At 40.5% G+C, this 21,992-nt stretch carries 20 protein-coding genes and 2 pseudogenes; 12 read left to right on the top strand and 10 right to left on the bottom strand.

Annotated elements, in window-relative coordinates; genetic code table 11:
• Positions 1-35: 35 nt before the first annotated feature.
• Positions 36-446 (bottom strand): type III secretion system chaperone, encoded by a 411-nt coding sequence (locus tag V2H77_RS11875; protein WP_341498944.1) that lies wholly within the window; start codon positions 444-446, stop codon positions 36-38.
• An 882-nt stretch (positions 447-1,328) separates the two neighbouring features.
• On the opposite strand from V2H77_RS11875, the gene V2H77_RS11870 reads away from it, so the two are divergent.
• Entirely contained in the window at positions 1,329-3,206 is a 1,878-nt protein-coding gene (locus tag V2H77_RS11870; RefSeq protein ID WP_341498943.1) for a lipase family protein, read from the top strand.
• A 356-nt stretch (positions 3,207-3,562) separates the two neighbouring features.
• The gene (gene yfcD, locus V2H77_RS11865; protein WP_341498942.1) at positions 3,563-4,114 is read left to right on the top strand and encodes an NUDIX hydrolase YfcD; all 552 of its coding nucleotides are present in this window, start codon (positions 3,563-3,565) and stop codon (positions 4,112-4,114) included.
• Positions 4,115-4,262: 148 nt separating this feature from the next.
• On the opposite strand, the gene V2H77_RS11860 is transcribed toward yfcD, so the two are convergent.
• On the bottom strand, positions 4,263-5,132 hold the full coding sequence (locus V2H77_RS11860; protein ID WP_341498941.1) for an AraC family transcriptional regulator: 870 nt from the start codon (positions 5,130-5,132) through the stop codon (positions 4,263-4,265).
• A 921-nt stretch (positions 5,133-6,053) separates the two neighbouring features.
• Between V2H77_RS11860 and V2H77_RS11855 the strand changes: the two are divergent.
• The 4 genes and pseudogenes from V2H77_RS11855 (at position 6,054) to V2H77_RS11840 (ending at position 7,832) form a co-directional block, all read left to right on the top strand.
• A pseudogene (locus V2H77_RS11855) lies at positions 6,054-6,833 on the top strand (DUF4225 domain-containing protein).
• Positions 6,826-7,188 carry a hypothetical protein gene (locus V2H77_RS11850; RefSeq protein WP_341498940.1) on the top strand — a complete coding sequence of 121 codons (363 nt, stop codon included), beginning with the start codon at positions 6,826-6,828 and terminating at the stop codon, positions 7,186-7,188. The pseudogene V2H77_RS11855 and the gene V2H77_RS11850 overlap by 8 nt, the downstream one beginning before the upstream one ends.
• Positions 7,178-7,531, top strand: a complete 354-nt coding sequence (locus V2H77_RS11845; protein WP_341498939.1) for a hypothetical protein — start codon at positions 7,178-7,180, stop codon at positions 7,529-7,531. Before V2H77_RS11850 ends, V2H77_RS11845 begins: the two co-directional genes overlap by 11 nt.
• Positions 7,524-7,832, top strand: coding sequence for a hypothetical protein (locus V2H77_RS11840; RefSeq protein ID WP_341498938.1), 309 nt, complete (start codon positions 7,524-7,526; stop codon positions 7,830-7,832). The genes V2H77_RS11845 and V2H77_RS11840 overlap by 8 nt, the downstream gene beginning before the upstream one ends.
• Before the next feature lie 36 nt (positions 7,833-7,868).
• On the opposite strand, the gene V2H77_RS11835 is transcribed toward V2H77_RS11840, so the two are convergent.
• The gene (locus V2H77_RS11835; RefSeq protein WP_341498961.1) at positions 7,869-8,336 is read right to left on the bottom strand and encodes an Hcp family type VI secretion system effector; all 468 of its coding nucleotides are present in this window, start codon (positions 8,334-8,336) and stop codon (positions 7,869-7,871) included.
• 845 nt (positions 8,337-9,181) lie between these two features.
• Between V2H77_RS11835 and V2H77_RS11830 the strand changes: the two genes are divergently transcribed.
• A complete protein-coding gene (locus tag V2H77_RS11830) occupies positions 9,182-9,496 on the top strand; it encodes an antitoxin of toxin-antitoxin stability system (protein WP_341498937.1) in 315 nt (104 codons plus the stop codon).
• A gap of 205 nt (positions 9,497-9,701) precedes the next feature.
• Positions 9,702-9,950 carry a hypothetical protein gene (locus V2H77_RS11825; protein ID WP_341498936.1) on the top strand — a complete coding sequence of 83 codons (249 nt, stop codon included), beginning with the start codon at positions 9,702-9,704 and terminating at the stop codon, positions 9,948-9,950.
• Between the two features lie 329 nt (positions 9,951-10,279).
• Here the strand turns inward: V2H77_RS11825 and lsrG are convergent, their stop codons facing one another.
• The 6 genes from lsrG to lsrA form a co-directional block, all read right to left on the bottom strand.
• The gene (gene lsrG, locus V2H77_RS11820; protein WP_265378550.1) at positions 10,280-10,579 is read right to left on the bottom strand and encodes a (4S)-4-hydroxy-5-phosphonooxypentane-2,3-dione isomerase; all 300 of its coding nucleotides are present in this window, start codon (positions 10,577-10,579) and stop codon (positions 10,280-10,282) included.
• 12 nt (positions 10,580-10,591) lie between these two features.
• Positions 10,592-11,467 (bottom strand): 3-hydroxy-5-phosphonooxypentane-2,4-dione thiolase, encoded by an 876-nt coding sequence (gene lsrF, locus V2H77_RS11815; protein WP_341498935.1) that lies wholly within the window; start codon positions 11,465-11,467, stop codon positions 10,592-10,594.
• Between the two features lie 67 nt (positions 11,468-11,534).
• Entirely contained in the window at positions 11,535-12,554 is a 1,020-nt protein-coding gene (gene lsrB / locus V2H77_RS11810) for an autoinducer 2 ABC transporter substrate-binding protein LsrB (RefSeq protein WP_341498934.1), read from the bottom strand.
• 60 nt (positions 12,555-12,614) lie between these two features.
• Positions 12,615-13,619, bottom strand: coding sequence for an autoinducer 2 ABC transporter permease LsrD (gene lsrD / locus V2H77_RS11805; RefSeq protein ID WP_341498960.1), 1,005 nt, complete (start codon positions 13,617-13,619; stop codon positions 12,615-12,617).
• Entirely contained in the window at positions 13,616-14,617 is a 1,002-nt protein-coding gene (gene lsrC / locus V2H77_RS11800; RefSeq protein WP_265378547.1) for an autoinducer 2 ABC transporter permease LsrC, read from the bottom strand. Before lsrC ends, lsrD begins: the two co-directional genes overlap by 4 nt.
• On the bottom strand, positions 14,611-16,146 hold the full coding sequence (gene lsrA, locus V2H77_RS11795; protein ID WP_341498933.1) for an autoinducer 2 ABC transporter ATP-binding protein LsrA: 1,536 nt from the start codon (positions 16,144-16,146) through the stop codon (positions 14,611-14,613). Before lsrA ends, lsrC begins: the two co-directional genes overlap by 7 nt.
• Before the next feature lie 232 nt (positions 16,147-16,378).
• On the opposite strand from lsrA, the gene lsrR reads away from it, so the two are divergent.
• The 4 genes from lsrR to V2H77_RS11775 all read left to right on the top strand — a co-directional run bounded on the left by lsrR (position 16,379) and on the right by V2H77_RS11775 (position 21,529).
• On the top strand, positions 16,379-17,380 hold the full coding sequence (lsrR, locus tag V2H77_RS11790) for a transcriptional regulator LsrR (RefSeq protein ID WP_341498932.1): 1,002 nt from the start codon (positions 16,379-16,381) through the stop codon (positions 17,378-17,380).
• Positions 17,381-17,467: 87 nt separating this feature from the next.
• Positions 17,468-19,060 carry an autoinducer-2 kinase gene (gene lsrK, locus V2H77_RS11785; protein ID WP_341498931.1) on the top strand — a complete coding sequence of 531 codons (1,593 nt, stop codon included), beginning with the start codon at positions 17,468-17,470 and terminating at the stop codon, positions 19,058-19,060.
• 633 nt (positions 19,061-19,693) lie between these two features.
• Positions 19,694-21,160, top strand: coding sequence for a nucleotidyltransferase domain-containing protein (locus V2H77_RS11780; RefSeq protein ID WP_341498930.1), 1,467 nt, complete (start codon positions 19,694-19,696; stop codon positions 21,158-21,160).
• Positions 21,161-21,403: 243 nt separating this feature from the next.
• Positions 21,404-21,529 carry a hypothetical protein gene (locus V2H77_RS11775; RefSeq protein WP_341498929.1) on the top strand — a complete coding sequence of 42 codons (126 nt, stop codon included), beginning with the start codon at positions 21,404-21,406 and terminating at the stop codon, positions 21,527-21,529.
• A gap of 45 nt (positions 21,530-21,574) precedes the next feature.
• Here the strand turns inward: V2H77_RS11775 and V2H77_RS11770 are convergent.
• A pseudogene (locus V2H77_RS11770) lies at positions 21,575-21,992 on the bottom strand (hypothetical protein); the annotation flags it as partial.

The following is a 21,992-nucleotide window of genomic DNA, read 5'->3' as shown; positions in this document are numbered from 1 at the left end:
TTTTTGCTGTGAATCTTTTGGTCTGAGAAAACAGATCAAACAAAAATATCGTGGGCCGAAGCGGAAGTGCTGGATTTAGTTTCTGGAAAAGGAAGTTCTGCTCTTATTTTTTGCAGATTTCCCAGAATATTAGCCAAGTCAGTGGCATCGATTCGTTCTATATCTTGTAGTAAACAGAGACGAATAGTTTGCGTTGGCTGATGTAATGCAAGCCAAGCTCCTCCCAGTATATTTATATTACTGTTTAATGAGAGCCAAAATTCCGCATCGCTATTTACAAACGAAGCTACCGTATGATGGAAAGTCAGCATCGATCCTGTTGAATCCACTTCTAACCACCAGGGGCCATAATCACCAATGTTCAATTGCGCTGCGCCAGTGGAAAGATTCAACATAATGTTGGTTTGAGCGGCAAAATCTGCGCATAATTTTTCTAATTTGGACATCAATAAATCTCATCAAAAAAATTAACAGTAAAATATTGTCCAAATTATGTGGTCGAAGTGTGGGATCGTCTATCAAAAACAGACGAGGATATTGTAAGAATTAATCAGATAAATGGGCTCTTTGTAGGACGTCAACATACGGTGACGGTTGGTTTTTATGAAGAATCTGGTGAGTTCGGCGATGATTTCCGAGTCCTTGTAGACTAAGGAGATAGGTCAAACATATTGCTTGATGACTATTTTATATGATGACTATGGCGAAAATATGGAAGGGTAAGGTATTGTTATCATTTTGATATATCTAGATTTTATCTAACTTATTTAAAGTTAAAACGCCTAATATGATTAGGAAAATAATCTGCATATACTTTTATTCTTTAAATAATATTTAAATGAAAATAGATTATAAATAATTGACATAATATTTATGTGAATAATAAAGTATCGGTATATTATCACTTGATCTTTTTTGCCATTTTGGTTGGGAATAGATGGGGTGTTTTTATTATTTTATTCATTGAAAATAAAATTTAATGATTAATCATGATAGTTAGTAAGGATAATGCTTTCCTCATGTAAATCAAACTATTATTTCTTGGATTTTGTGGTGGTAATAATTCCGTGTCAGGTTAATAAGTTTATGTTTTTTATTTTTTGTGGATTTAGTGTTTGTGAAATTAAATAAATCAATGATCTGCATTGTTATTTGGTTGCCATTTTTTACCTTGTATTTTTCATAATTATATTCGTTTTGCATTTATTGAATTTTATTACAACTACAGACTTGAGTGAATGAATTTTCTCTTCCACTATTATTAGTGTATCGATCTGATAATAAGCGTCGAACTAATATTACAGAATAAAAAAAGGAAAATAATAATTATGAGCGAATTATGTACAGGCGGAATTATTGATAGCCAAAAAACTACAGAAAATTGGGTGGAGTTTCAATTAGTTGATGAACAAGGTAATCCATTAGTGAATATGCCTTATCGTCTGATAAGTAGCGGGAGGTTTCGAGATGAACGCAAGGGTGTGACTAATAATCAAGGATTGTTTAGGGAAGAAAACTTATCACCGGATGCGGTAACGTTATATATAAGTGCTCAGCCATTAGCTGATGAAATGGAACAGCGTCCATTACGGGAAAAACGCAGTATTAGGGCGTCAGTTGTCAAACCAAAAGCAGAAACGGAAGGTCATCAATACCGTTATGTGACGATTGGACAGATAAGTGATGGCTTGCCTGTAATTGATAAATGGATAGAAGAGAAACCGCCACTCTATCATTTCCCGGACTCGATACCGAAAGGTTTTCGTGCTCTCTCAACAAATTGCCGGTATGTTTTGGAAGTGTGTCCGTTTCGTGCGTGGGTACTATTGTTACATCATCAGAAAGATTATTCCTTGGTGAATGCTTATAATTTGGCATTAATGGGATTGCTGTCATATTTTGATGATAATGTCGATATAGCAGGTTCTATTACTCATTTTTTTAACCGACAGATGCTGGATATATCTCAATTGCCCAGTAAGGTGGAAAAAATAGCGCGTACTCCCATTGTTTATGATGTGCCATTTCGTGAACGTTACACTGATGTTGTATTTATTGATTCAAAAGCAGGTGAAAGTGGGATAGGTGATACGGAATTATTTTATGTCGCTAATCAACAGGAAATTATTGTTAGTTGGCGGGGAACGGCGAGCGTCAATGACGCTCTCACTGATATTATGTATCAACCATTGAAATTGGGTTGTGAGCCAGGTGGTGTATGCAGTGGTTTTATTAATAATGGTAAGGTTCATCGGGGTTTTTGGGAGGCATTTAATCTTATTGGTCAATTAAAAGCTCCCGGTTCTGATCAAAATATGTTTGATAAAGTTATTGATTTAGCTAAAAACCGAAACTTATTTGTTTGTGGGCATAGTTTAGGGGGCGCTTTAGGGTTATTGCATAGCGCCCAACTGAAAAAATATGATCCTTGCTTGTATAGTTATGGAATGCCACGGACATTAACCCGTAGTGCGGTAAAAGAATTAGAGGATATTACGCATTACCGACATGTGAATGAAAATGATCTGGTTACCTCTACACCGCCGGAAAAAGACTTGGATAACTGGCTTTATGATTATTGGGGGCCGTTGGGTTATCTATTTAGTACTATTGAATTATTAGGTTTAACGAAAGGTCAGGAAGTTTTCTTACATCATGGGAAAATAGTTCACTTTTATAAAGCTGATCTCATTATTGAAACTTTAAAAGAGAAGGATTTAAATAACTGTATACGGCTCACAGAGGTATTGCCTGTCATGGCGAAATTGTATTTGATTCCGTCATTGAATCATCAAACGGAAGATAATATGAAGCAAGCATTGGAGATTCAAAAAGAGTTTTTCAAACAGCTAAGCGATGCTGATAGGGAGAAATGGTTTCCACGTAATGCAAACCCAACTTTAAAATATGCCTTGGGTGTACCTGATCACCGTATGCTTAGATATGTTCATTATATTGGTGATCGAATTGCAGAGCTATTTGTTTCCGATAAATATTACTTTTATTATGATCAGAAGAAATTATTTAAAGAAACAATGGATGGAAGGAGTGATGTTGTACCTGATATTCGGCAACGTAATACACTGTTTTTGAATATGGATGATCAATTAGAGCTAGCACTTATTGATACTCTGCAAGATAAACGTGGTATTTTGGCTTTAACACGTTATACCAATATTGCTACGCGGATTGAGAAAGAATTATGATGAAATAGAGGTGAATAAATTAAATATTGAGATTAGTAAATTGACATTTATACCCAAACAATAGAACGCTAGAACATCATGCCGTCATAATGAGGAATATGGACGGACGATGGTTAAGATTATCTTTTCTAATTTTCAGGGTTGATAAGATGAAGCTATCAACCCTGTTATCATTACCAGTAAAAATCTTATCGGACTACAGTTTCTTTACAGTTTTATTTCGAGTTTAGTGAAAAGGTTGCATGAGCCTCCTGAAACGAATAACTTCGTAGAGCCCTTACCGATTTGGTTGTTTTGAGTGGAATAAACATTTTGTAGATTTGCAATTTTTTGCTAATAAAAAAGGTTTTTTGAAGATGGAACAAGAGAATCAAGAGAATATAGCGAGTGTTGAGTGGATTGATATCGTTAATGAAAATAATGAAGTCATTGCTCAGGCTACGCGTCGGCAAATGCGCGCCCAACGTTTACGACACCGTGCGACTTATATCGTCGTTCACAACGGCATGGGAAAGATTTTGGTTCAACATCGTACAATAACTAAAGATTTTTATCCGGGAAAACTGGACGCGACTGCGGGTGGTGTGGTGTTGACGGGTGAAAATATGCTGGATTCTGCCCGGCGCGAAGCAGAAGAGGAGTTAGGTATTGCCGGTGTGCCTTTTGCAGAACATGGTAGTTTTTATTATGAAGCAGAGGATTGTCGTATTTGTGGCGCATTATTCAGTTGCATCAGTCATGGTCCGTTTGCTTTACAGGAAGCGGAAATTGATGATGTGTGCTGGTTGACACCGGAGGAGATAACCGCCCGTTGCGACGAATTCACCCCTGATTCGCTGAAAGCGCTTTCTCTATGGCTGACACGTAATAACGATTTTGATGAAATTATTATCAATAGGAAAAAATGAGAATAGTCCAATAAAGAATTATCTAAATCAATCTGAGTAAAAATTAATGATGTTGTACATTCTTATTGATGAAGAGCTGGAGGATGGTGGGCGGCCATCCTCCAATTAACGTGTCGTAAAATATGCGTATAGTGGTACAAGTACTATTCTATTTAAGCGGTAAATAAATATCCGTCAGTAATTCGTGTGTAGCGACTTCATGTACGAAGTTAAGGTAATGAAAGTACAGTGGGAAATCGCGCAGTTCCTCTCCGCTGGCAGGTAGCCAGTCGCGATACAAATACCGAGCGCTCTCCGATAAAGAATCATGTGAACCATAATGGCGAGCTACGGCACAACGGCCACTGGGTATGGCACCGTTGATCACTCCGAACAGATTATCCTCTTGGATTGGCGCCTCTACTGTGCCGCAAATGTCAAAACGGAAATCTTCTCCTGTTATCGTTGCTGGATCGTGTGGAGCGATACCGTAGGTTTGACTGCTGGTAACCGGCGACAGTCCTGTGGTTTTGCGCCATTTGATAAAGCGTGCGGCTGTTGCATTGACTAATTCGGGTTGACCATGATGGGCCAATATAGCAACGAGAGTTTCTGGAAAATTAACAATTTTTACATTCATGGTTTGTGTCCTTATATGTTTCTGTTCAGGAATAGACTGGTACCAATTTATCCAAGCCGGTTGTTTTCGGAATTGGCTTGGTGTTAGACCAAATGATTGTTTAAAGGCCCGGCTGAACGATTCTGGGTTTTGAAAACCTGCGTCCAACGCAATATCAATGATTTTTTCTAACGGATTGAATGCCAGACGGTAAGAAGCACGCTTTAATCTCATTAGTTGGATATAGCGTCCTACAGGTATGCCGCAGTAATTGGCAAACTGTCTGTGAAAGTGATAACGCGAAAAATTCGCTACTTCACTCAGTTGTTCCAATGTGAGCGGCTCGTCCAAATGGCGCTCAATATAATTAAATACCTGATTGAACCGTTTGACGTAGGCGTCGGTTTTATCATTATGCATTGCATCCTCCAATTAGAGAGTACTATGCCTGAATATAAGAGACATTGCCTGACTGATATTGCTGACTTTTGCGTTAAGCCGATGTAGGAAATGTTATTTCAAATGAAATTCTAATCGTGTAAGGAAGAAAATAATAGCACATAGCAGGGCAATGGATTCAAATTACATTAGATAGTAAAAGGGTATGAAGATTTTAAACTTCTTGATTTTATTAATAAAAATAACCGGATTCTTTAGGGATAAAAAACTCTACGGGGATATGATTATTAGGTTTGAATAATAGATAGTGTTTAAGAAGTCTAAAGAATAAAATTGGGTTTTAATGATGGCTAGTGTTTAAGAAATTAAGTGTTTGGGGAAGAAAGGACTATTTGTTGTTCTATTATTGTGATTTAATGGGTTTGGTTTGATAGAAGTAATGAAAGATATTGTATGGCCCAGATAATCTGGGTATCCGCTATGATATACCCTATGGATTTCAAGATGCATCGCGACGGCAAGGGAGCGAATCCCCGGGAGCATAGATAACTATGTGACCGGGGCGAGTGAGCGCAGCCAACAAAGAGGCAACTTGAAAGATGACGGGTATAAAAGCATTTCTCGATATTGGAGTGCCTTAATAGCTGTTGTTATTTGGTTATGAGGGAGCCAATCAATGGGGCTATTTCGTCTTAAATCAATGATAAATTGGGTTTGAGTTAAGCTGAATGTTGTTAGGAATTAGGATTATGTGGGACTAAATCATAGTTATCTGATTCAGCAATGGATGGCAGCCTTTTTATATAACGGCCATCCATTGGAATTTATAATCAGAATTCTAAGGTTCAGGGCTTACAGCGTTCTTTTGGACAGGATCATGGAATGGTTATCGCATTGTTTGAGGATCGTATGAGTCAAAATTAATGAGTTTAGAGGTTTAACATGGTGTGTTCATCAAGACAAAGTTGGCATAATTTAGAGCTCAAAATTAAAGAACTACATGAGATATCATCCAGGCTTAATTTTAGATATCTTTATGATGTTAGAAGCAGCTGTCGTTTTATTTTCGAAATAAATGAACTAATCAGAACGGTTAATTATGAGATAGGTACAAATTGCTTATCTGTTGATGGTGGTATTGCAATCTTGCAAGATGAAATAGATAATCTGAGGAGACAGGAGCTTGACCTGTTAATAAATGATAGCAAGCTATATATGATTGTTCAAAAAGAAAAAAAAGAAAAAGAGGATGAAAGAATCAATTTATTTTTGAAACAAGTTGGTTTTGTGAGTGGTGGCTCTCAAATCTTTGCAGGTATTGGCGTATGTGTGGCTTCTCTTGGTGCTGCGTGTGCGGGTTTTGGTGTTCCATTGTTGGTGTAAGGAGGAAATAATGTTTATGAGAATGGGTATTACCTGTTATTAAGAAAAGAGGCTTCTGGTCCGGTAAGAGATGTTTATCGTGATGCAGCTAAAACACTGGGTTATAGTGAGGCTGATGGTGATAAAATTTACGGCTACGTAGATCTGGGGTTGTCTGGATACGGAATGGCAAGATCTGTTGTGAGGCCCGGAACTTTTCGTTTATTTAGGTATATAAAAACTGATTACATCAGAGGGTGGCAAGAGATGGGGAAAATACCTTTGCTTGCTGAGTTTACTGGTGATGCTGTGACTAGTTTCGGTATTTATTCGATTTCTAATGGTAAAAAAAATGAATGATGATGTGACGTTATCCTATTACAATGTCTTTTTTGTAATTATTTATTACGCAATTTCTATTTTCGTATTTATTATACTTTTTAAGCTGAGGGGGTACGTAAAAATTTATATTCAAGCAGTTGTTTTTACTGTTTTTCTTTCTGTTTTTACTTTTATTCAATATAATATTTTATTAAATGGAGGTGTTTTGATATATATATATCCACATTATTTTAGTATTTATGATTATAGTTCAATTCGATTTGGTGCTTTGTTTTTCTTTATTGTATATTGCTGTCTGATGCCTGTGAGTAAATTTTATCGTGAGGAAAGCGAAAAGCAAAGCAGAGATAATGGTAAAGAAAATGAACGATGATGTGATATTATCCTATTACAACGTCTTTTTTGTAATTATTTATTACGCAATATCTATTTTCGTGCTTATTGTATTGTTTAAGCTGAGGGGATATGTAAGGGGCTATATTCGAGAGGTGCTTTTCACTGTTATTATTGTGGTTGTTAGTACTGTTCAATATAGTATTTGTGTAAATGGTGGTGTGCTGGTATATATATTACCACATTATTTTAGTATTTACGATTATGATTCAATTAAGTATGGTGCTTGGGTTTTTGTATTTGTATATCCTTGTCTTCTTATTATGGATAAACCCTATAGTGAAGAAAAGAAAAGCAGAAATAATGGTGAAAAAGATGAGTGATAGTATGACGTTATCCAATTATAATATCTTTTTTGTAATTATTTATTACGCAATGTCTATTTTCGTGCTTATTGTACTTTTTAAGCTGAGGGGATATGTAAAGGGTTATATTAGAGCGGTACTTTTTACTGTTATTTTTGTGGTTGTTAATACTGTACAGCATAATATTTCTGTAAATGGTGGTGTACTGGTATATATATTTCCACATTATTTTAATATTTATGATTATAGCTCAATCCGGTTTGGTGCTTTGTTTTTTGCAATTGCATATTCTTGTCTTCTTACTATGGGTAAACCTTAAATATCTCCCGTTTGGGAGGTGATATTTTATTGGGTGTTAATATACCGTATCTTCCCATATACTATAACCGCCTGTCCCTGCGATAATATGGTTCCATGTTATACTTTTATATATTAACGATAGCGTTTCTTGAGGTTGCTGGTCATTATGTTCTAAAGAATTAGGATGGAGTACACTGTATTCCAATATTTGAGCTCCGATTAGTTTTAAATTAAAATATAACTCTAATCCTCCATTTAAACTTGTCCGATAATGGTTAATAAAACAATCCATTACTTCATTATTGGAAATAGCAACACCTAACAGAGGCGTTGATTTATCAACGGGTTTTGTAATTATCACCGGTTGATGTTTAATGTTTTTCTTACGTAACATTGAGTGGCTTAAACTGTAAACTAGAATTTCATCTTGATGGTTAGTTTGGTATTTATTGCCAATCGAGTCAATTGATGAACAGCCCGCGGAGATCAGTCCCTGATTACCCCCTTTTATTGTTAAATAAATTAACTGCCTATCCCAATAAGGCTATTTTATTTGCCATTTTGAACCTGGGCAGTGCTCAAAATCCTCACGTACTACGTGTACGCTCCGGTTTTTCCGCGCTGTCCGTGTTCAAACTGCCTGCAACAATTACGCCTATTGGAATTGGCATTCAGTCAGCCAAAATATATTTACTCCTATGTTATTTGTATGAATTATGCAGATAAGAAAGTAGTTTGGTTGTCAGACCCATCTCTTTTGCTTCTAACTTTCTCCGTGCTACCAAGAAGATAAAACATAAGTATGTTTGCCTGTTTGGAGAGTATATTTGAAATATTCCAAGTTAGTATCAAAGAGGAGAATGCTAATCAAAGCTCTTTCTATTCCTCAAAATAGCGAAATCTGATCAAAAGTCAACCTTTTTGATTGGTTTTAAAGCAATTGTTTATTGGTGATATCGGTATTATTAACACGACATTCAGTAATGCAGATTTTGACTTTGAGAGATTCTGTTGGGAATTATTGTTTGTTGATTTTATTAATAGACAGGAAGAACACAGCGTTATTCTTGGAAGATAAAGTTTGTTGTAATCGTTTTGTAGGTCAATACATTCATTTTGCAAATGGCAATATATGTCTGCCTTATGGTAATTGATTCGGGCCAATAATCGCACTATAGGCGAGTGTTTAATCAATACGTGCGCATATTCAGAGTGAACGGTAACTACAAAATGTAGGAAAGGATTGCTTGCTAGACGGTGATAAAATTGTTGTCTACAGCCAACAAAATGTTGGTGGCTCCAAATATAGGGCTATAATCTGACCTAAATTTAGATCTATGTGTGACTATGTTAAATGGAGGTGTTTATATGTTACAGAAGGTTATGTGTGGTTACACCATACCCATAAGCAAGTTCAAATCCAATCCTAGTGCGGCTTTGGCGGAAGCCCAAGGGGATGCTATTGCTGTCTCATCAAACAATCAGATTCAGTTCTATGCTGTGCCTGCACATATGTATGAAGAGATTATTAATTTTGTTGAGTTTGCTCAGCGAGGGACAACTGAGTTAAAAAACATTCCAGCTAATTTTACTGGTGAAGATTTGGATATGAATCAGATTGCTACCAAGATGGCAACGAAATTCAAACATGGCTCCACTGGAGACTACGAAGAATGGCCGTAATTATCTGAAAGCACTTTCTTTGTGGCTGACACGCAATAATGATTTTGATAAAGTGATTTTTGATAGAAAAATTGATTAATTTCGCTTTCTGTTTTAGTTGAATAGCTAAATTCCCAAATATTGAATATATTCATATGTTGTTATGAGAAGGTATATCAATATTATGATAACTAGAATGCATTCGTTCGCTAAGGTGAAGAAATAAATGGAAATCGGAACAGATAATTCTAGGAAACTATCATCTGAACATAAGCAAGATCGTGATGCTCGCTTGTTAGTGCTCGGAAAGGCTTTAAAGGAGTCAATCCTATCATATTCAATCTGGTTAACTTCAGTGGCTGTTTCAGATGGATATGGGTTTAAATCCAGAAATAAGAGCACAGGACCAAATAGATGGAAAAATAGTAATAAGATTTTTGCAATTACGATTGATGGTAAAAACTATTTTCCTTAATATGCTTTAAATGAAGTTTTTAAACCTCTTGATATTGTTAAGAGGATAATCACGTTATTTGGTGATAAAAAAACCTCTTGGGGATTGGCTACTTGGTTTGGTTCGAATAATAGTTGGTTAGGTAATAAAAACTCCAAAGACGTCTTGGTAAAAATACCAGAGCAAGTACTTATTGCCGCTAGGGGAGAATTGGAAGGGGGAAGACATGGTTAAGAGAAAAGACCAAAAATTACAAGAACAAAATCCCCGGGCAGAGTATTCTGTCCCGGGTAATTTAATTATTTAAACGATGTTGTATTTTATCGTGATATTATATTGAAGCGTTTTATTTATTTTATTTCTGGCATCACACCAATAAACGATCTCTTTTTCCTTGGTTCAGACATCAGAAATTCAAGTTTTTCAACACATTGCAGATAATGAGGGGTTTGCTTGTGTGCGTAAGCCGCTTTTTCATCAACATAGGCTTCATAAATATAAAAGCGGGTAGGGATATTTTCATCCCGTAATACATCAAAACGTAAATTGCCTTCTTCTTTAATTGATCCCAGATGATTAAGGCGAAAAATTTCAATAAATTCGTCTAATTTGTCTTGCTTCACATTAATTTCAACCAGAGTTACGTGCATCTTAATTTCTCCTTATTGTTTTTCACTTAAAAATAACTCGTAAGCTTTGCTGGCATTCTCATTCTGGTGTACGACGGCTTGGACCGCTTTTAACATGGCAATTGGTGCTTCGGATTGGAATATATTACGTCCCATATCAACACCGGCAGCCCCTTGATCAATTGCCTGATAACACATTTCCAGCGCCTCTTTTTCTGGCAGCTTTTTACCACCGGCAATGACAATAGGAACTGGACATCCGCTGGCAATACGCTCAAAGCCTGTATCGACATAGTAAGTTTTAATGATTTGCGCGCCCATTTCGGCCGCAATGCGCGTCGCCAGAGAAAAATAACGTTGATCCCGAACCATATCTTTCCCAACGCCAGTGACTGCCATCGTTGGCATACCGTAACGCATTCCCTGATCGACTAATTTGATAATATTCTTAATTGACTGATGCTCATATTCAGATCCGATATAGACCTGAGCGGCTACTGCACAGACATTCAGGCGTAAAGCATCTTCCATAGCAACCGCGACCGCCTCATTGGACAATTCCGTCAGAATCGAGTTGGCGCCGGAAGCACGCAAGACCACGGGTTTGTTGGTTGCCGGCGGGACCTGACTGCGCAAAATACCACGAGTACACATCAAGACATCGGTATGGGGAAACAGCGGAGCAATATTGATATCAATGCGCTCAAGTCCGGTTGTTGGTCCCTGAAAATAACCGTGGTCGAAAGCCAACATAACCGTTCGATTGGTTTTGGGATTAAAAATGCGTGAAAGTCGTGATTGCATTCCCCAATCCAGTGCGCCACAGCCTTTCAGTTCAAACAGGTTATTCTTCTGTGGGATATCAATACCAAAATCTTTACCGTCTTTAATATCATCTAAATCTGCCATTTTTCTTCTCCTAACTCACTTACATTGGGCCAGCAACCATGCATGGCAGAATTGCTGGGCCGTAGTATTAGAAATTGTATTGATTGATATTGTCTTTGGTGAAAATGACCCGTTCAGGTAGAACAACAATACCGTTGCCTTTGGCTTCATAGCGGTAACCCTGAACGCGGTTTGGTACAACTTCAACAGTGCCAATATCGGGAATATCTAGTCTATCGCCGACATTTAAATCACCTTTTTTGAGTAATTCGTTGGCGACATAAATTGATATCTTGCCTTGGTTGACGACATCCCAGAGCCCGAATTGTTTGACGGTTCCGCGTTCAACATAAGGACGCATGACATTGGGAGTACTGAAACCCACGATTGCAACATTTTGTCGTTTCAGATTTTCTGCCGCTTGCGCTGCGGCTGGCAGAGCGTTGGCATCCGGGGCGATAATCGCATCCAAATCACTCCAGGCTTTTAAGATCCCTTCTGCGGTTTGTAAGGATTTGGTTGCATCGTTATAACCAAACTGAGTAGTGACAATTTCCCAATCTGGATGTTCCGCGGCAATTTTATCTTTGGCTTCTTTTACCCATTGGTTTTGGTCAGTTACCGTTGGGCTGGAGTAGAAAAACGCGACTTTGGCTTGTTTTTTTTGCACCTGATTGGCAGCCATATCTACCAGCATTCCTCCCAGTTGGTTTGGCGTGCCTTGGTTAATATAAATTGAACGGCATTCCGGCGAAGTGTCTGAATCCCAGGTTAGAATTTTCACTCCTCGTTTCATGGCCCGTTTCAACGCGGGGCATAGGCCATCCGGTGAAACCGCAGAGACCACAATCGCATTATAGCCTTGGTTTACGAAGTTGTTGATAAGCTGAACTTGCCCGGCAACACTGGGTTCTGTTGGCCCATCATAGGTAACATTGATACCTAAGGCTTTGCCGGCGGCTACTGCGCCTTGGCCGCCACTGGTAAAAAAGCCGACACCGACCAGTTTAGGGATGAAAGCGATTCTTTCGTCGGCGTGTACCCAAGAGGCGCAAGCCAAGCTTAGTAGGCTAATTAGAGCCAGTTTTTTCAGGATTAATGTTTTCATTACTCTCTCCATTTGTTGGGTTTCAGAGGACTGTAATGTCATAAAATTCAATCTGTAGGTTTATGAAGACAATCTCTGATTTCGCCATCGCTGTATCCAGTCACGGATTTGGTGGTGGTGCAGGCTGATGGAACGTCCTACCACGGCAATAATCAACAGGGCGCCGGCGAGGGCGCTGGCGACCTGATTGGGAACGCCAGCCATCTGTAACCCCTGTTGTAAATAACCAATTAATAATATAGCCAGCGCGGTGCCGATGATTGAACCTGAACCACCGTAAATATTGGCTCCGCCCAATACTACCGCGGTGATTGCCGGCATTAGAAATGACGCGCCAAGGTCAGAGCGCGCTGATCCAAAATAGGAAACTAATACAATGGCGGCGATAGCAGAAGCTATGCCGGTCAGGGTATAGATAAGATACAGTGTTCGGGCAATGGGAATTGCAGCATAACGGGCAACTTTACTGCTTTGTCCAATCAGAAAAATGTTGCGTCCACTGTGTGTACGATGCATGAACAGCCAGCAAATAAGGACGCAGAGTAGAAATAGCATTAATGGCATAGGCAGACCGAACAAAGTCAAATTAGCAAAATCAGTCAATGCCTGTGGAAAGCCGCCAATGCCTTCGTACCCGGTTGCGCCGGAGATGCCGGAAAGTAGTAGGGCGCTGCCGCCGAACAGATATAGGGTGCCGAGTGTGATAACCAATGGGTTAATGCCGGTATATAAAATGAGGGCTGCATTGATTACTCCACATATTGCACCGACTAGCAGCGTCAAAGGAATAGCGGCAACCATTGGCATACTGGCCTGATTCATTACTCCGAGCGATATTGCGCACAGACCAATGGTTGAGCCGAATGAAATATCGATACCCCCACTTACAATAACCATCGTCAATGGCAAGGCTACAATCCCGATACAGATGAAATCACTGGTACTGAGCAACAATATATTGATATCCAGCATGCGCGAATTTGCTATGCCAAACAGCAAAATTTCAATAATCAGTAATGCGGCTAAGGCGAATTCCCAGCCATAACGTTGACCGATATTCATTATGTCACCTGATTACTTTTGTCATTTTTGAGGAAACGGGCATATTTCTGTTGACGGATATTTTTTTCGATGGCGCAGCGAAGGCGTCCATCAAAAATCAACACTGCCAGCAGCACAAATCCGGCAATAAAGTCGTTCCACCAGGCAGGGAGTTTTAGCAGTACTAAGCCACTGTTTATTTGTGTCAGGAAAAATGCGCCTAAAATAGCGCCGATCACGGTACCGGTGCCGCCAAGCAGACTGATACCGCCTAACACACAAGCTGCGATAGCTCTCATTTCCAGCCCACTGCCGGTCTGATTTGGGATAAAACCAATCTGGGAAGCAAAAACAATCCCGGCCAGCGCGGCCATAACGCCATTCACGGAGAAGGCGATAATTTGGATGCTATCTGTACGGACGCCAAGTTGACGAGCGCCTTGCAGGTTATCTCCTGTGGCGTAAAAGCTCCGGCCAAATGTGGTTTTTGCCAGTATCCACGCCATTGCTAATATCAGGATCATTAACAGCCAGCCGATAGGTGAGATATTGAGCCACAACGGTGCGGAAAGGCGCTTTAATTCGTCCGGTAAGCCTTCAATCCATTTGCCGTCAGTAAGCAATAACATCAGTCCACGGTAAAGCCCCAACGTGCCGAGGGTAGTAACAATCGCGGGAATTTTCAGCCAGGTGACCAGTGCGCCATTGATGAACCCGGCACACATACCGAGCAGAAGAGTCAACAGGCAGGAAACGGGCAGGCTAAAGCCGGCATTCAATGACATTCCCATAATGACTGCGCATAAGCCGACAATGGAGCCGACAGAAACATCAATATTGCGAGTCAGCATGACCAGCGTTGCCCCTATGGCAAGCAAGATAAGGATCTGCGCACTGCTGAAAACCAGAGTGATAGTTTGTAAGTTAAAATATTGGTGGTCGATGATACTGAGTAAACCGAATAGACAGAGAATGGCAATCAATGCGGTAATTTCGCGGTTATTCTGGATAAGTTTCAACATGATGCCGCCTGTTGTGGTTTATGTTCGCCGAAGGCGATATGCATAATGGTGTCAACATCCATCTGTTGCTTAGTTAATTCGCCGTTGATCTCTCCCTGATGCATGACTAATACCCGATCAGCCATGCGAACTACCTCATCTAAATCCGATGAAATAAGAATAATGGCTACTTGTTGTTGGGCGATATGACGAATCAATTGGTAAATATCATTGCGTGCCGCGACATCCACGCCACGTGTAGGTTCATCAATAATGAGAACGGAGGGGTGAGCTTCCAGACATTTAGCAATCAGAATTTTTTGTTGATTACCGCCGGACAGCGTTTTGATCGGTTGGTTGATATGGCTGAATTTAATATTTAGGGTTTGGCAATAGCGCTCAAGTACTGCTGTGTCATAGGCGGGACGTATCCAGAATGTATTGCGATTGTGGGTTAATGAGCAGATATTCCAGCCGAGTGATGAATCCAGAAATAACCCTGATGATTGTCTATCTTCCGGCAAATAAACTAAGCCCTGAGCCAGACGTTGAGCAGTTTTCAGCCCATTAACAGCGTGTTGTTTTAACTTAATTTCGCCGGATATCGCAGGGCGCAGGCCATAAAGTGTTTCAGCCAATTCTGTGCGGCCCGCGCCAACAACCCCGGCCAAGCCAAGAATTTCACCAGGTTTCACTGAGAATGTGATATTGCTGAAACCCTCGCCGCTCAGTTTTGTGACTGCCAGTATTGGTTGATCTGATGCTGTTTGGTGCTGATTATTGCTGAGATCCAGGCTCAATTTTTGGGTGTTGTTTAATGGCTGATTTTTTGCGACCGGTGTAATAGCTTGAATAATATCATCGGTTGTGTAATCGCAGATTTCGCCACTTAAAGCAATACTGCCGTCACGCATGACACTGACCTGACCCGCTAATTGGTAAATTTCAGGGATTTTGTGAGAAATAAAAATGATGCCGACACCTTGCTGTTGTAACTTGCGGAGCTGGGTAAATAGGCGTTCGGTTTCTGCGGGCGTCAGGGAGGCGGTGGGTTCATCAAGGATTAATATTTTTGAATTACGCATCAGGCCGCGCATAATTTCGACCAGTTGCTGATCGGCAACATTAAGGCTGCTGGCACTGACATGTAGATCTAATTGACAGCCAAGTAATGCTAGTAGCTGCTTCATTTTAGCCTTATCTACCTGATGCTTTGGCAAACGAAACAGGATGTTTTCCTGTACAGACAAATTCGGAAATAACAATGGTTCTTGTGGTATCAGATAAATACCAAGTTGATGAGCCTTGGTGGGATTAAGATGGCTAACATGATTACTGTCAATCTTGAGAATGCCTTTATCCGGCTGTTCGATACCGGCAATAATCTTCATAAGTGTTGATTTGCCCGCGCCATTACCCCCTAACAGAGCATGTATCTGCCCCGGAAGCAGAGTAAAATCAATATGTTTCAGTACCATTACGCCGGAAAATTGCTTACTGATGCCACTGACTTCTAATAGTGGTGGTACTGCGGTGTTGTTATGTAACATCGCGGCATCCTCTTACATACAGGTGCGGAGGCAAACAAAAATGAACATTTATATATTTAAAAAACAATTGTTCAACATGGTAGCTGTTAAATTGTGATATTGGCAATATTTAGATCACATTTTGTGAAAAATTTATGTATTCATTGAATTGTGTTCAAATTTTTGCAGTAAGACTCTGGCGTGTTATACGTTTTAATGGTTATCTGTTGAGTGCGGATAAAAGAAAGTGGTTATGTCGATAAAATCAGTGAAAGAAAAATCAGCTAAAGAGAAAAATGTATCGTCTGAGGACACCTATCCGGGTAATAGCATGAGTGAAGAAGAGCTTCTTGCGCGTATTGCATGGTTTTACTATCACGATGGCCTGACACAAGGCGACATCGGCGATTTGCTTGGTTTGAGCCGGTTAAAAGTCTCCAGATTACTGGAGAAAGGGCGGCAATCAGGCGTCATTCGGGTACAAATTAACTCTCGTTATGAGGGGTGTCTGGAGCTGGAAGATACCCTGCAAAAACATTTCTCTTTGAAACAAGTGCGCGTTTTACCTGCGCTGGCGAATATGAATCTTAATGCCAGATTGGGGATTGGCGCGGCGCATTTGCTGATGGCATTGATTGAACCGCAGCAATTATTGGCTGTGGGATTTGGTGAAACCACCATGTGCACATTGCAACATTTAAGCGGTTTCATCTCATCACAGCAAATCAGGTTAGTCACATTATCTGGTGGTGTCGGTCCTTATATGACCGGTATTGGTCAACTGGATGCAGCTTGTTCAATCAGTATTATTCCCGCCCCATTACGTGCTTCGACGGCTCAAGTTGCTAAAACATTTCGTCAGGAGAGCAGTGTCCGTGATGTTTTGCTGGCGGCTTGTGCGGCTGATATTGCTATCGTTGGTATTGGCGCAGTGAATCAGAAACAGCAGGCGACAATTATGCGTTCTGGTTATATCAGTGGTGGCGAACAGCTAATGTTTGGTCGGAAAGGCGCTGTGGGCGATATTCTTGGCTATTTTATGCGTGCTGATGGTGAACTGGTGGAGGATATGCAGATTCATCAGGAGCTAATTGGTATCTCCATGTCGGAACTAAAAACCATCCCAACCGTGATTGGCGTTGCGGGAGGGGAAGAGAAAGCCGAAGCCATTATTGCTGCGCTGAACGGTCAATATATCAATGGATTGGTGACTGAAGAGCAGACTGCCAAAGCAATGCTGAATTTGCTGCGCTGAACCCGTATTGACTCTATCCGTGAAACAAGCAGAAAAATTTGAGGTAAAGCTATAAGTTCAATAAATAATTAGACGGAGGATAGCATCATGAATCAATGCCGTAGTGCTAATCCATCGGGAAAATATCTGATGGCGCTTGATGCAGGAACAGGGAGTGTTCGTGCAGTGATATTTGATCTTGCAGGGAATCAGATCGCCGCAGGGCAGGCTGAATGGATACATCAGCCTGTACCTGATGTACCGGGTTCAATGGAGTTTGATTTAGCGACGAACTGGCAACTGGCTTGCCAATGTATTCGTCAGGCGCTGAAAACCGCACAATTGCCTGCCAGTGCTATTCAGGGGGTGGCATCCTGTTCCATGCGGGAAGGCATTGTGCTTTATAACCGCAATGGCGAGCCGATCTGGGCTTGCGCTAATGTGGACGCGCGCTCCAGCCATGAAGTGAGTGAATTGAAGGCGCTGTATGACAACACTTTTGAATATGATGTTTATCAGTGTTCAGGGCAAACATTAGCGTTAGGTGCGATGCCTCGTCTGTTATGGCTGGCTCATCATCGCCCGGATATCTATCGTCAGGCAGCCGCTTTAACCATGATCAGCGACTGGCTGGCAAATATGCTCAGTGGTGAGTTGGCTGTCGATCCCTCTAATGCCGGTACGACAGGCATGCTAGATCTGGTGAGCCGTGACTGGCGTCCCGATTTGCTTGAAATGGCAGGATTGCGTTCTGATATTCTTTCGTCGGTAAAAGAGACTGGCACTTTGTTAGGCTACGTCACGGAGAAAGCCGCTACGCAATGCGGACTGAATGTTGGCACTCCGGTCATTATGGGCGGTGGTGATGTACAGCTCGGTTGTCTTGGTTTAGGGGTTGTCAAGCCTGCTCAGACCGCTGTTATCGGCGGCACATTTTGGCAGCAGGTTGTCAATTTGCCGGAACCGGTCACTGACCCAAATATGAATACACGGATAAATCCTCATGTTATTCCTGGTATGGTTCAGGCGGAGTCCATTAGTTTCTTTACTGGCTTAACCATGCGTTGGTTTAGGGATGCATTTTGCGCGGAAGAAAAGCTGTTGGCGGAGCGTCTTGGCGTTGATACTTATGGCTTAATGGAAGATATGGCGGCCAGAGTGCCGGCAGGCGCTTACGGTATCATGCCAATTTTCTCTGATGTGATGCGGTTTAAAGCTTGGTATCACGCCGCACCTTCCTTTATTAACCTTTCCATTGATCCTGAGAAATGTAACAAAGCGACCCTGTTCCGCGCGTTGGAAGAGAATGCAGCAATTGTCTCGGCCTGTAATCTGGATCTAATTTCTGCCTTTTCGGCAGTAAAACCGGATTCACTGGTATTCGCTGGTGGGGGTTCGAAAGGAAAATTATGGAGCCAGATTCTATCTGATGTGACAGGGTTGCCGGTTCGGGTGCCGATGGTTAAAGAATCTACTGCTTTAGGGTGTGCAATTGCTGCCGGAGTGGGAGTTGGGCTTTACGATGCAATGGTGGCTACAGGGGAAAAACTGGTGCGTTGGCAACATGAATATCAGCCAAATCCTGAACATTATGAAGTGTATCAAAAGGCTAAACAGGACTGGCAGGCGATATATGCCGATCAATTAACATTGGTCGATCATGGTTTGACAACTTCATTATGGAAGGCGCCGGGGTTATAACTTTCAACCGGTTGATTTGCTGAGGGTTTGTTGGGTGTGCTTGCGCTGATATACGCCTTGTGCACCAAATATTTTTATGTCTGAATGACAATTCTTAAAGACAATTGTCATTATTAATTGATTTTTTTATTAATTTATCCGTAGATTGAATAAATATCTTGATGGAATGTATCGTCGGTCAATTATATCAGACCTTTTCGACGATGTTGAGCTTCTTATTTTAATCGGTTACGACTTTGGAGAAGATCTAAAACCATCTTTGTGGGGCTTATCTCTGGAATGTTTTTACTGTGAGGAACTAAGGTTTATCTCAAAAGCATAAAGAGCTTAAAGAGATTTTCGATGAGCGCAAAGCAATTAGTATTAAGCTTGGAACGACTGATATTCCCAGGATTATGAAGATAATCAGCAACTATTTGGGGAGCAATTTCATCTATTAGCGAATGCTAATGGTATGAAATCTGCTTTACTCAAGAACCCAGAAGAACTTCTGGAAGTCTTAGAACAAGCATATCATTCTTAATGAACCGTTTTTAATTGAGATCCCTGTTGTTACGATTATGACCTACTAAAGCATATAGCTTAATTCGATTTATGATTTATAGACTTGATTACTTATTAGGGTAAATTTATATGGACGCAAGATCTGACTATTTTATTCAGTCCGCATTAGAAGTTTTTGGAGATAATCTCCTTGGTATTGTGGAAACTGATTCATATCTCCGCCAACCTGATTATTCTTCTCGGTGTGTGAGGTATTTCTATGTGATTGTAGCTGACAATTTAGTCACAGATTGCATTACATCACTAAGGTATCTTCAGGCGGAGTTTTTTGAGTTTACCCTAAATTATCTTACTATTAGTGAGTTATCGTATTATCCGCCTCATTGTATGTGGCAATTTACTAAGAATCTTTGGCTCTTACGGTCGGAAAAAATCGGTGATGTGGGACTCCCTGATATCAAAGGCAATCTTGATATATATAGACAAGCAGTCTTTAGCGTTGCCCATATTGCGCGTCTTTATTACCTCAGAAACTTGACGCCAAAGACTCACGTTTGGGGAGTACGTCAGCTTGGCTGGGCAATGCGTTACGCCGAATTGGGGCTATATCGTCTGCTCGAATCAACGGAGCTATCCTGTATTCATAAAGATAGCGCGTATGTTTTGAAAGCACCAACAAAAGACCTTGATTGGTTGATCACTTGCAATACATCTTGGCAAAAGTTTGAAGAAGAACTTTTGTCCAATATTAATGTTTTTCGTGATGCAGCGGCACGGTTAAGTGGAATTGCGGAGTACTATTCGACATTATTGCAGCGGCTGTACCCAGAGACACGTATTGTGCCAGCACGTGGTAAAGTCGACGATTCTCTTTCATTACAACCTCTCATTGATCAAGTGATTATTCTCTTAAAGCAGTTTATTGGAGATAGATTATTAGCCTTTTATCTTCATGGTAGTGCTGCCCGAGGTGATATGCGAAATGGTTCAGATATAGACTCTATCGCTATTGTGGATGAAGTCGATACAGTCATTCTTGAAGCAATCCGCTCAACACAATCCAGGTTCAAGGATTTATCCATCTCCGTATATAGTGAATCTAATGTTCACCAATATCCTAGTTTCAGAGCATATGCGCTCATCAATGGAACTAAGCGTGTCTATGGTAATCTTGCTTTAGAAATGAAACCGTCATTGAAAGGTGATGTATATGGCATTATCAACAATCTATTTACTATAAGGCAAATAGCTCGTTCTTATCTGATTTCTGGTACATATGGACATCGGGCACATTATATGCTTGGACTGATGATGAAACTCACTGATCACGGCTGCTTACGGCCTTTGCAAATCCTAAAAAGTGGTTTCTATCCAACTAAGAAAACGCAGGTTTTGGAATACTACAGAGATAATGAAATTCTCACTGACATTATTAAATATACGCAAAATCTAAAAGAATGTGAGAACACGTTAAAGCAAAAATTGCTTATTGGAAGTCGAACTGAATTAGAAAACTTATTCTATTCATTACTTGACGCATGTGAAATAGTGACAGAGAGATTACATATGGTACAGGTCGAGAAATCAATTTCATAGACGGGATAATTCTATTTATTTCAGCTAAACATAACCATTAGCTAGTGCAATAATTTAATTATTGTAATTCCTATTTACACCAATGTGTCAGTTTAATGCACATATATTATTAAGAGGAATAAAGTATGACGTCTAAAATATTGGCAAGATCAACTAACGAAACTGTAAAGAAACAGTTGTGTCTGCGCTTCTACCCAATATATACGAACTTCTTGAATTACATTTTGCGCAGAAGAAAAGCTGATGGCGGAGCGTCTTGGCGTTGATACTTATAGTTTATTGGAATATATGGCGGCCAGAGTTCCGGCGGGCGCTTACGGTATCATGCAGCTCTTTCCTTTATTAACCTTTCCAATAAAAAAGCGTTAGCTGCTATAGCCAACGCCCTTAATGGAATTCTTACTGGTGCCAGAATTAGTGGCGAATTTGCGCCAATTCGTCTTCGGAAAGACCGGTCATTTTCATAACGGTCGTGCGATCAAGACCACTAACCAACATAGTGCGGGCAATCTTAATCGCTTCCTCTTTACGGCCTTTTTGTTCGCCCAGCTGTATACCTTTCTGTTCGCCCAGCTGTATACCTCTCTGTTCGCCCAGCTGTATACCTCTCTGTTCGCCCAGCTGTATACCTTTCTGTTCGCCCAGCTGTATACCTTTCTGTTCGCCCAGCTGTATACCTCTCTGTTCGCCCAGCTGTATACCTTTCTGTATACCTTTCTGAATCCCGCGTTGTTCGCCTTCAAGGCGCAGTTTTTCAGCGATAGTCATCAGAGCTTCCTCATGCTGTGGCATGCGTAATGCCAGAGTATTCAACAAAGCAGCCGGGTTGTGG

This window comes from Photorhabdus sp. P32, assembly GCF_038085095.1.
GTDB classification, from domain to species: Bacteria; Pseudomonadota; Gammaproteobacteria; order Enterobacterales; family Enterobacteriaceae; genus Photorhabdus; species Photorhabdus luminescens.
The sequence above is the reverse complement of the archived record's forward strand: the minus strand, read 5'-3'. Positions and strand labels throughout refer to the sequence as shown.

Coding starts and splice junctions, on each gene's coding strand:
- V2H77_RS11875 (WP_341498944.1), bottom strand. CDS start 446: ATGTCCAAATTAGAAAAATTATGCGCAGATTTTGCCGCTCAAACCAAC.
- V2H77_RS11870 (WP_341498943.1), top strand. CDS start 1,329: ATGAGCGAATTATGTACAGGCGGAATTATTGATAGCCAAAAAACTACA.
- yfcD (WP_341498942.1), top strand. CDS start 3,563: ATGGAACAAGAGAATCAAGAGAATATAGCGAGTGTTGAGTGGATTGAT.
- V2H77_RS11860 (WP_341498941.1), bottom strand. CDS start 5,132: ATGCATAATGATAAAACCGACGCCTACGTCAAACGGTTCAATCAGGTA.
- V2H77_RS11850 (WP_341498940.1), top strand. CDS start 6,826: ATGAATGATGATGTGACGTTATCCTATTACAATGTCTTTTTTGTAATT.
- V2H77_RS11845 (WP_341498939.1), top strand. CDS start 7,178: ATGAACGATGATGTGATATTATCCTATTACAACGTCTTTTTTGTAATT.
- V2H77_RS11840 (WP_341498938.1), top strand. CDS start 7,524: ATGAGTGATAGTATGACGTTATCCAATTATAATATCTTTTTTGTAATT.
- V2H77_RS11830 (WP_341498937.1), top strand. CDS start 9,182: ATGTTACAGAAGGTTATGTGTGGTTACACCATACCCATAAGCAAGTTC.
- V2H77_RS11825 (WP_341498936.1), top strand. CDS start 9,702: ATGGAAATCGGAACAGATAATTCTAGGAAACTATCATCTGAACATAAG.
- lsrG (WP_265378550.1), bottom strand. CDS start 10,579: ATGCACGTAACTCTGGTTGAAATTAATGTGAAGCAAGACAAATTAGAC.
- lsrF (WP_341498935.1), bottom strand. CDS start 11,467: ATGGCAGATTTAGATGATATTAAAGACGGTAAAGATTTTGGTATTGAT.
- lsrB (WP_341498934.1), bottom strand. CDS start 12,554: ATGAAAACATTAATCCTGAAAAAACTGGCTCTAATTAGCCTACTAAGC.
- lsrC (WP_265378547.1), bottom strand. CDS start 14,617: ATGTTGAAACTTATCCAGAATAACCGCGAAATTACCGCATTGATTGCC.
- lsrA (WP_341498933.1), bottom strand. CDS start 16,146: ATGTTACATAACAACACCGCAGTACCACCACTATTAGAAGTCAGTGGC.
- lsrR (WP_341498932.1), top strand. CDS start 16,379: ATGTCGATAAAATCAGTGAAAGAAAAATCAGCTAAAGAGAAAAATGTA.
- lsrK (WP_341498931.1), top strand. CDS start 17,468: ATGAATCAATGCCGTAGTGCTAATCCATCGGGAAAATATCTGATGGCG.
- V2H77_RS11780 (WP_341498930.1), top strand. CDS start 19,694: ATGGACGCAAGATCTGACTATTTTATTCAGTCCGCATTAGAAGTTTTT.
- V2H77_RS11775 (WP_341498929.1), top strand. CDS start 21,404: ATGGCGGAGCGTCTTGGCGTTGATACTTATAGTTTATTGGAATATATG.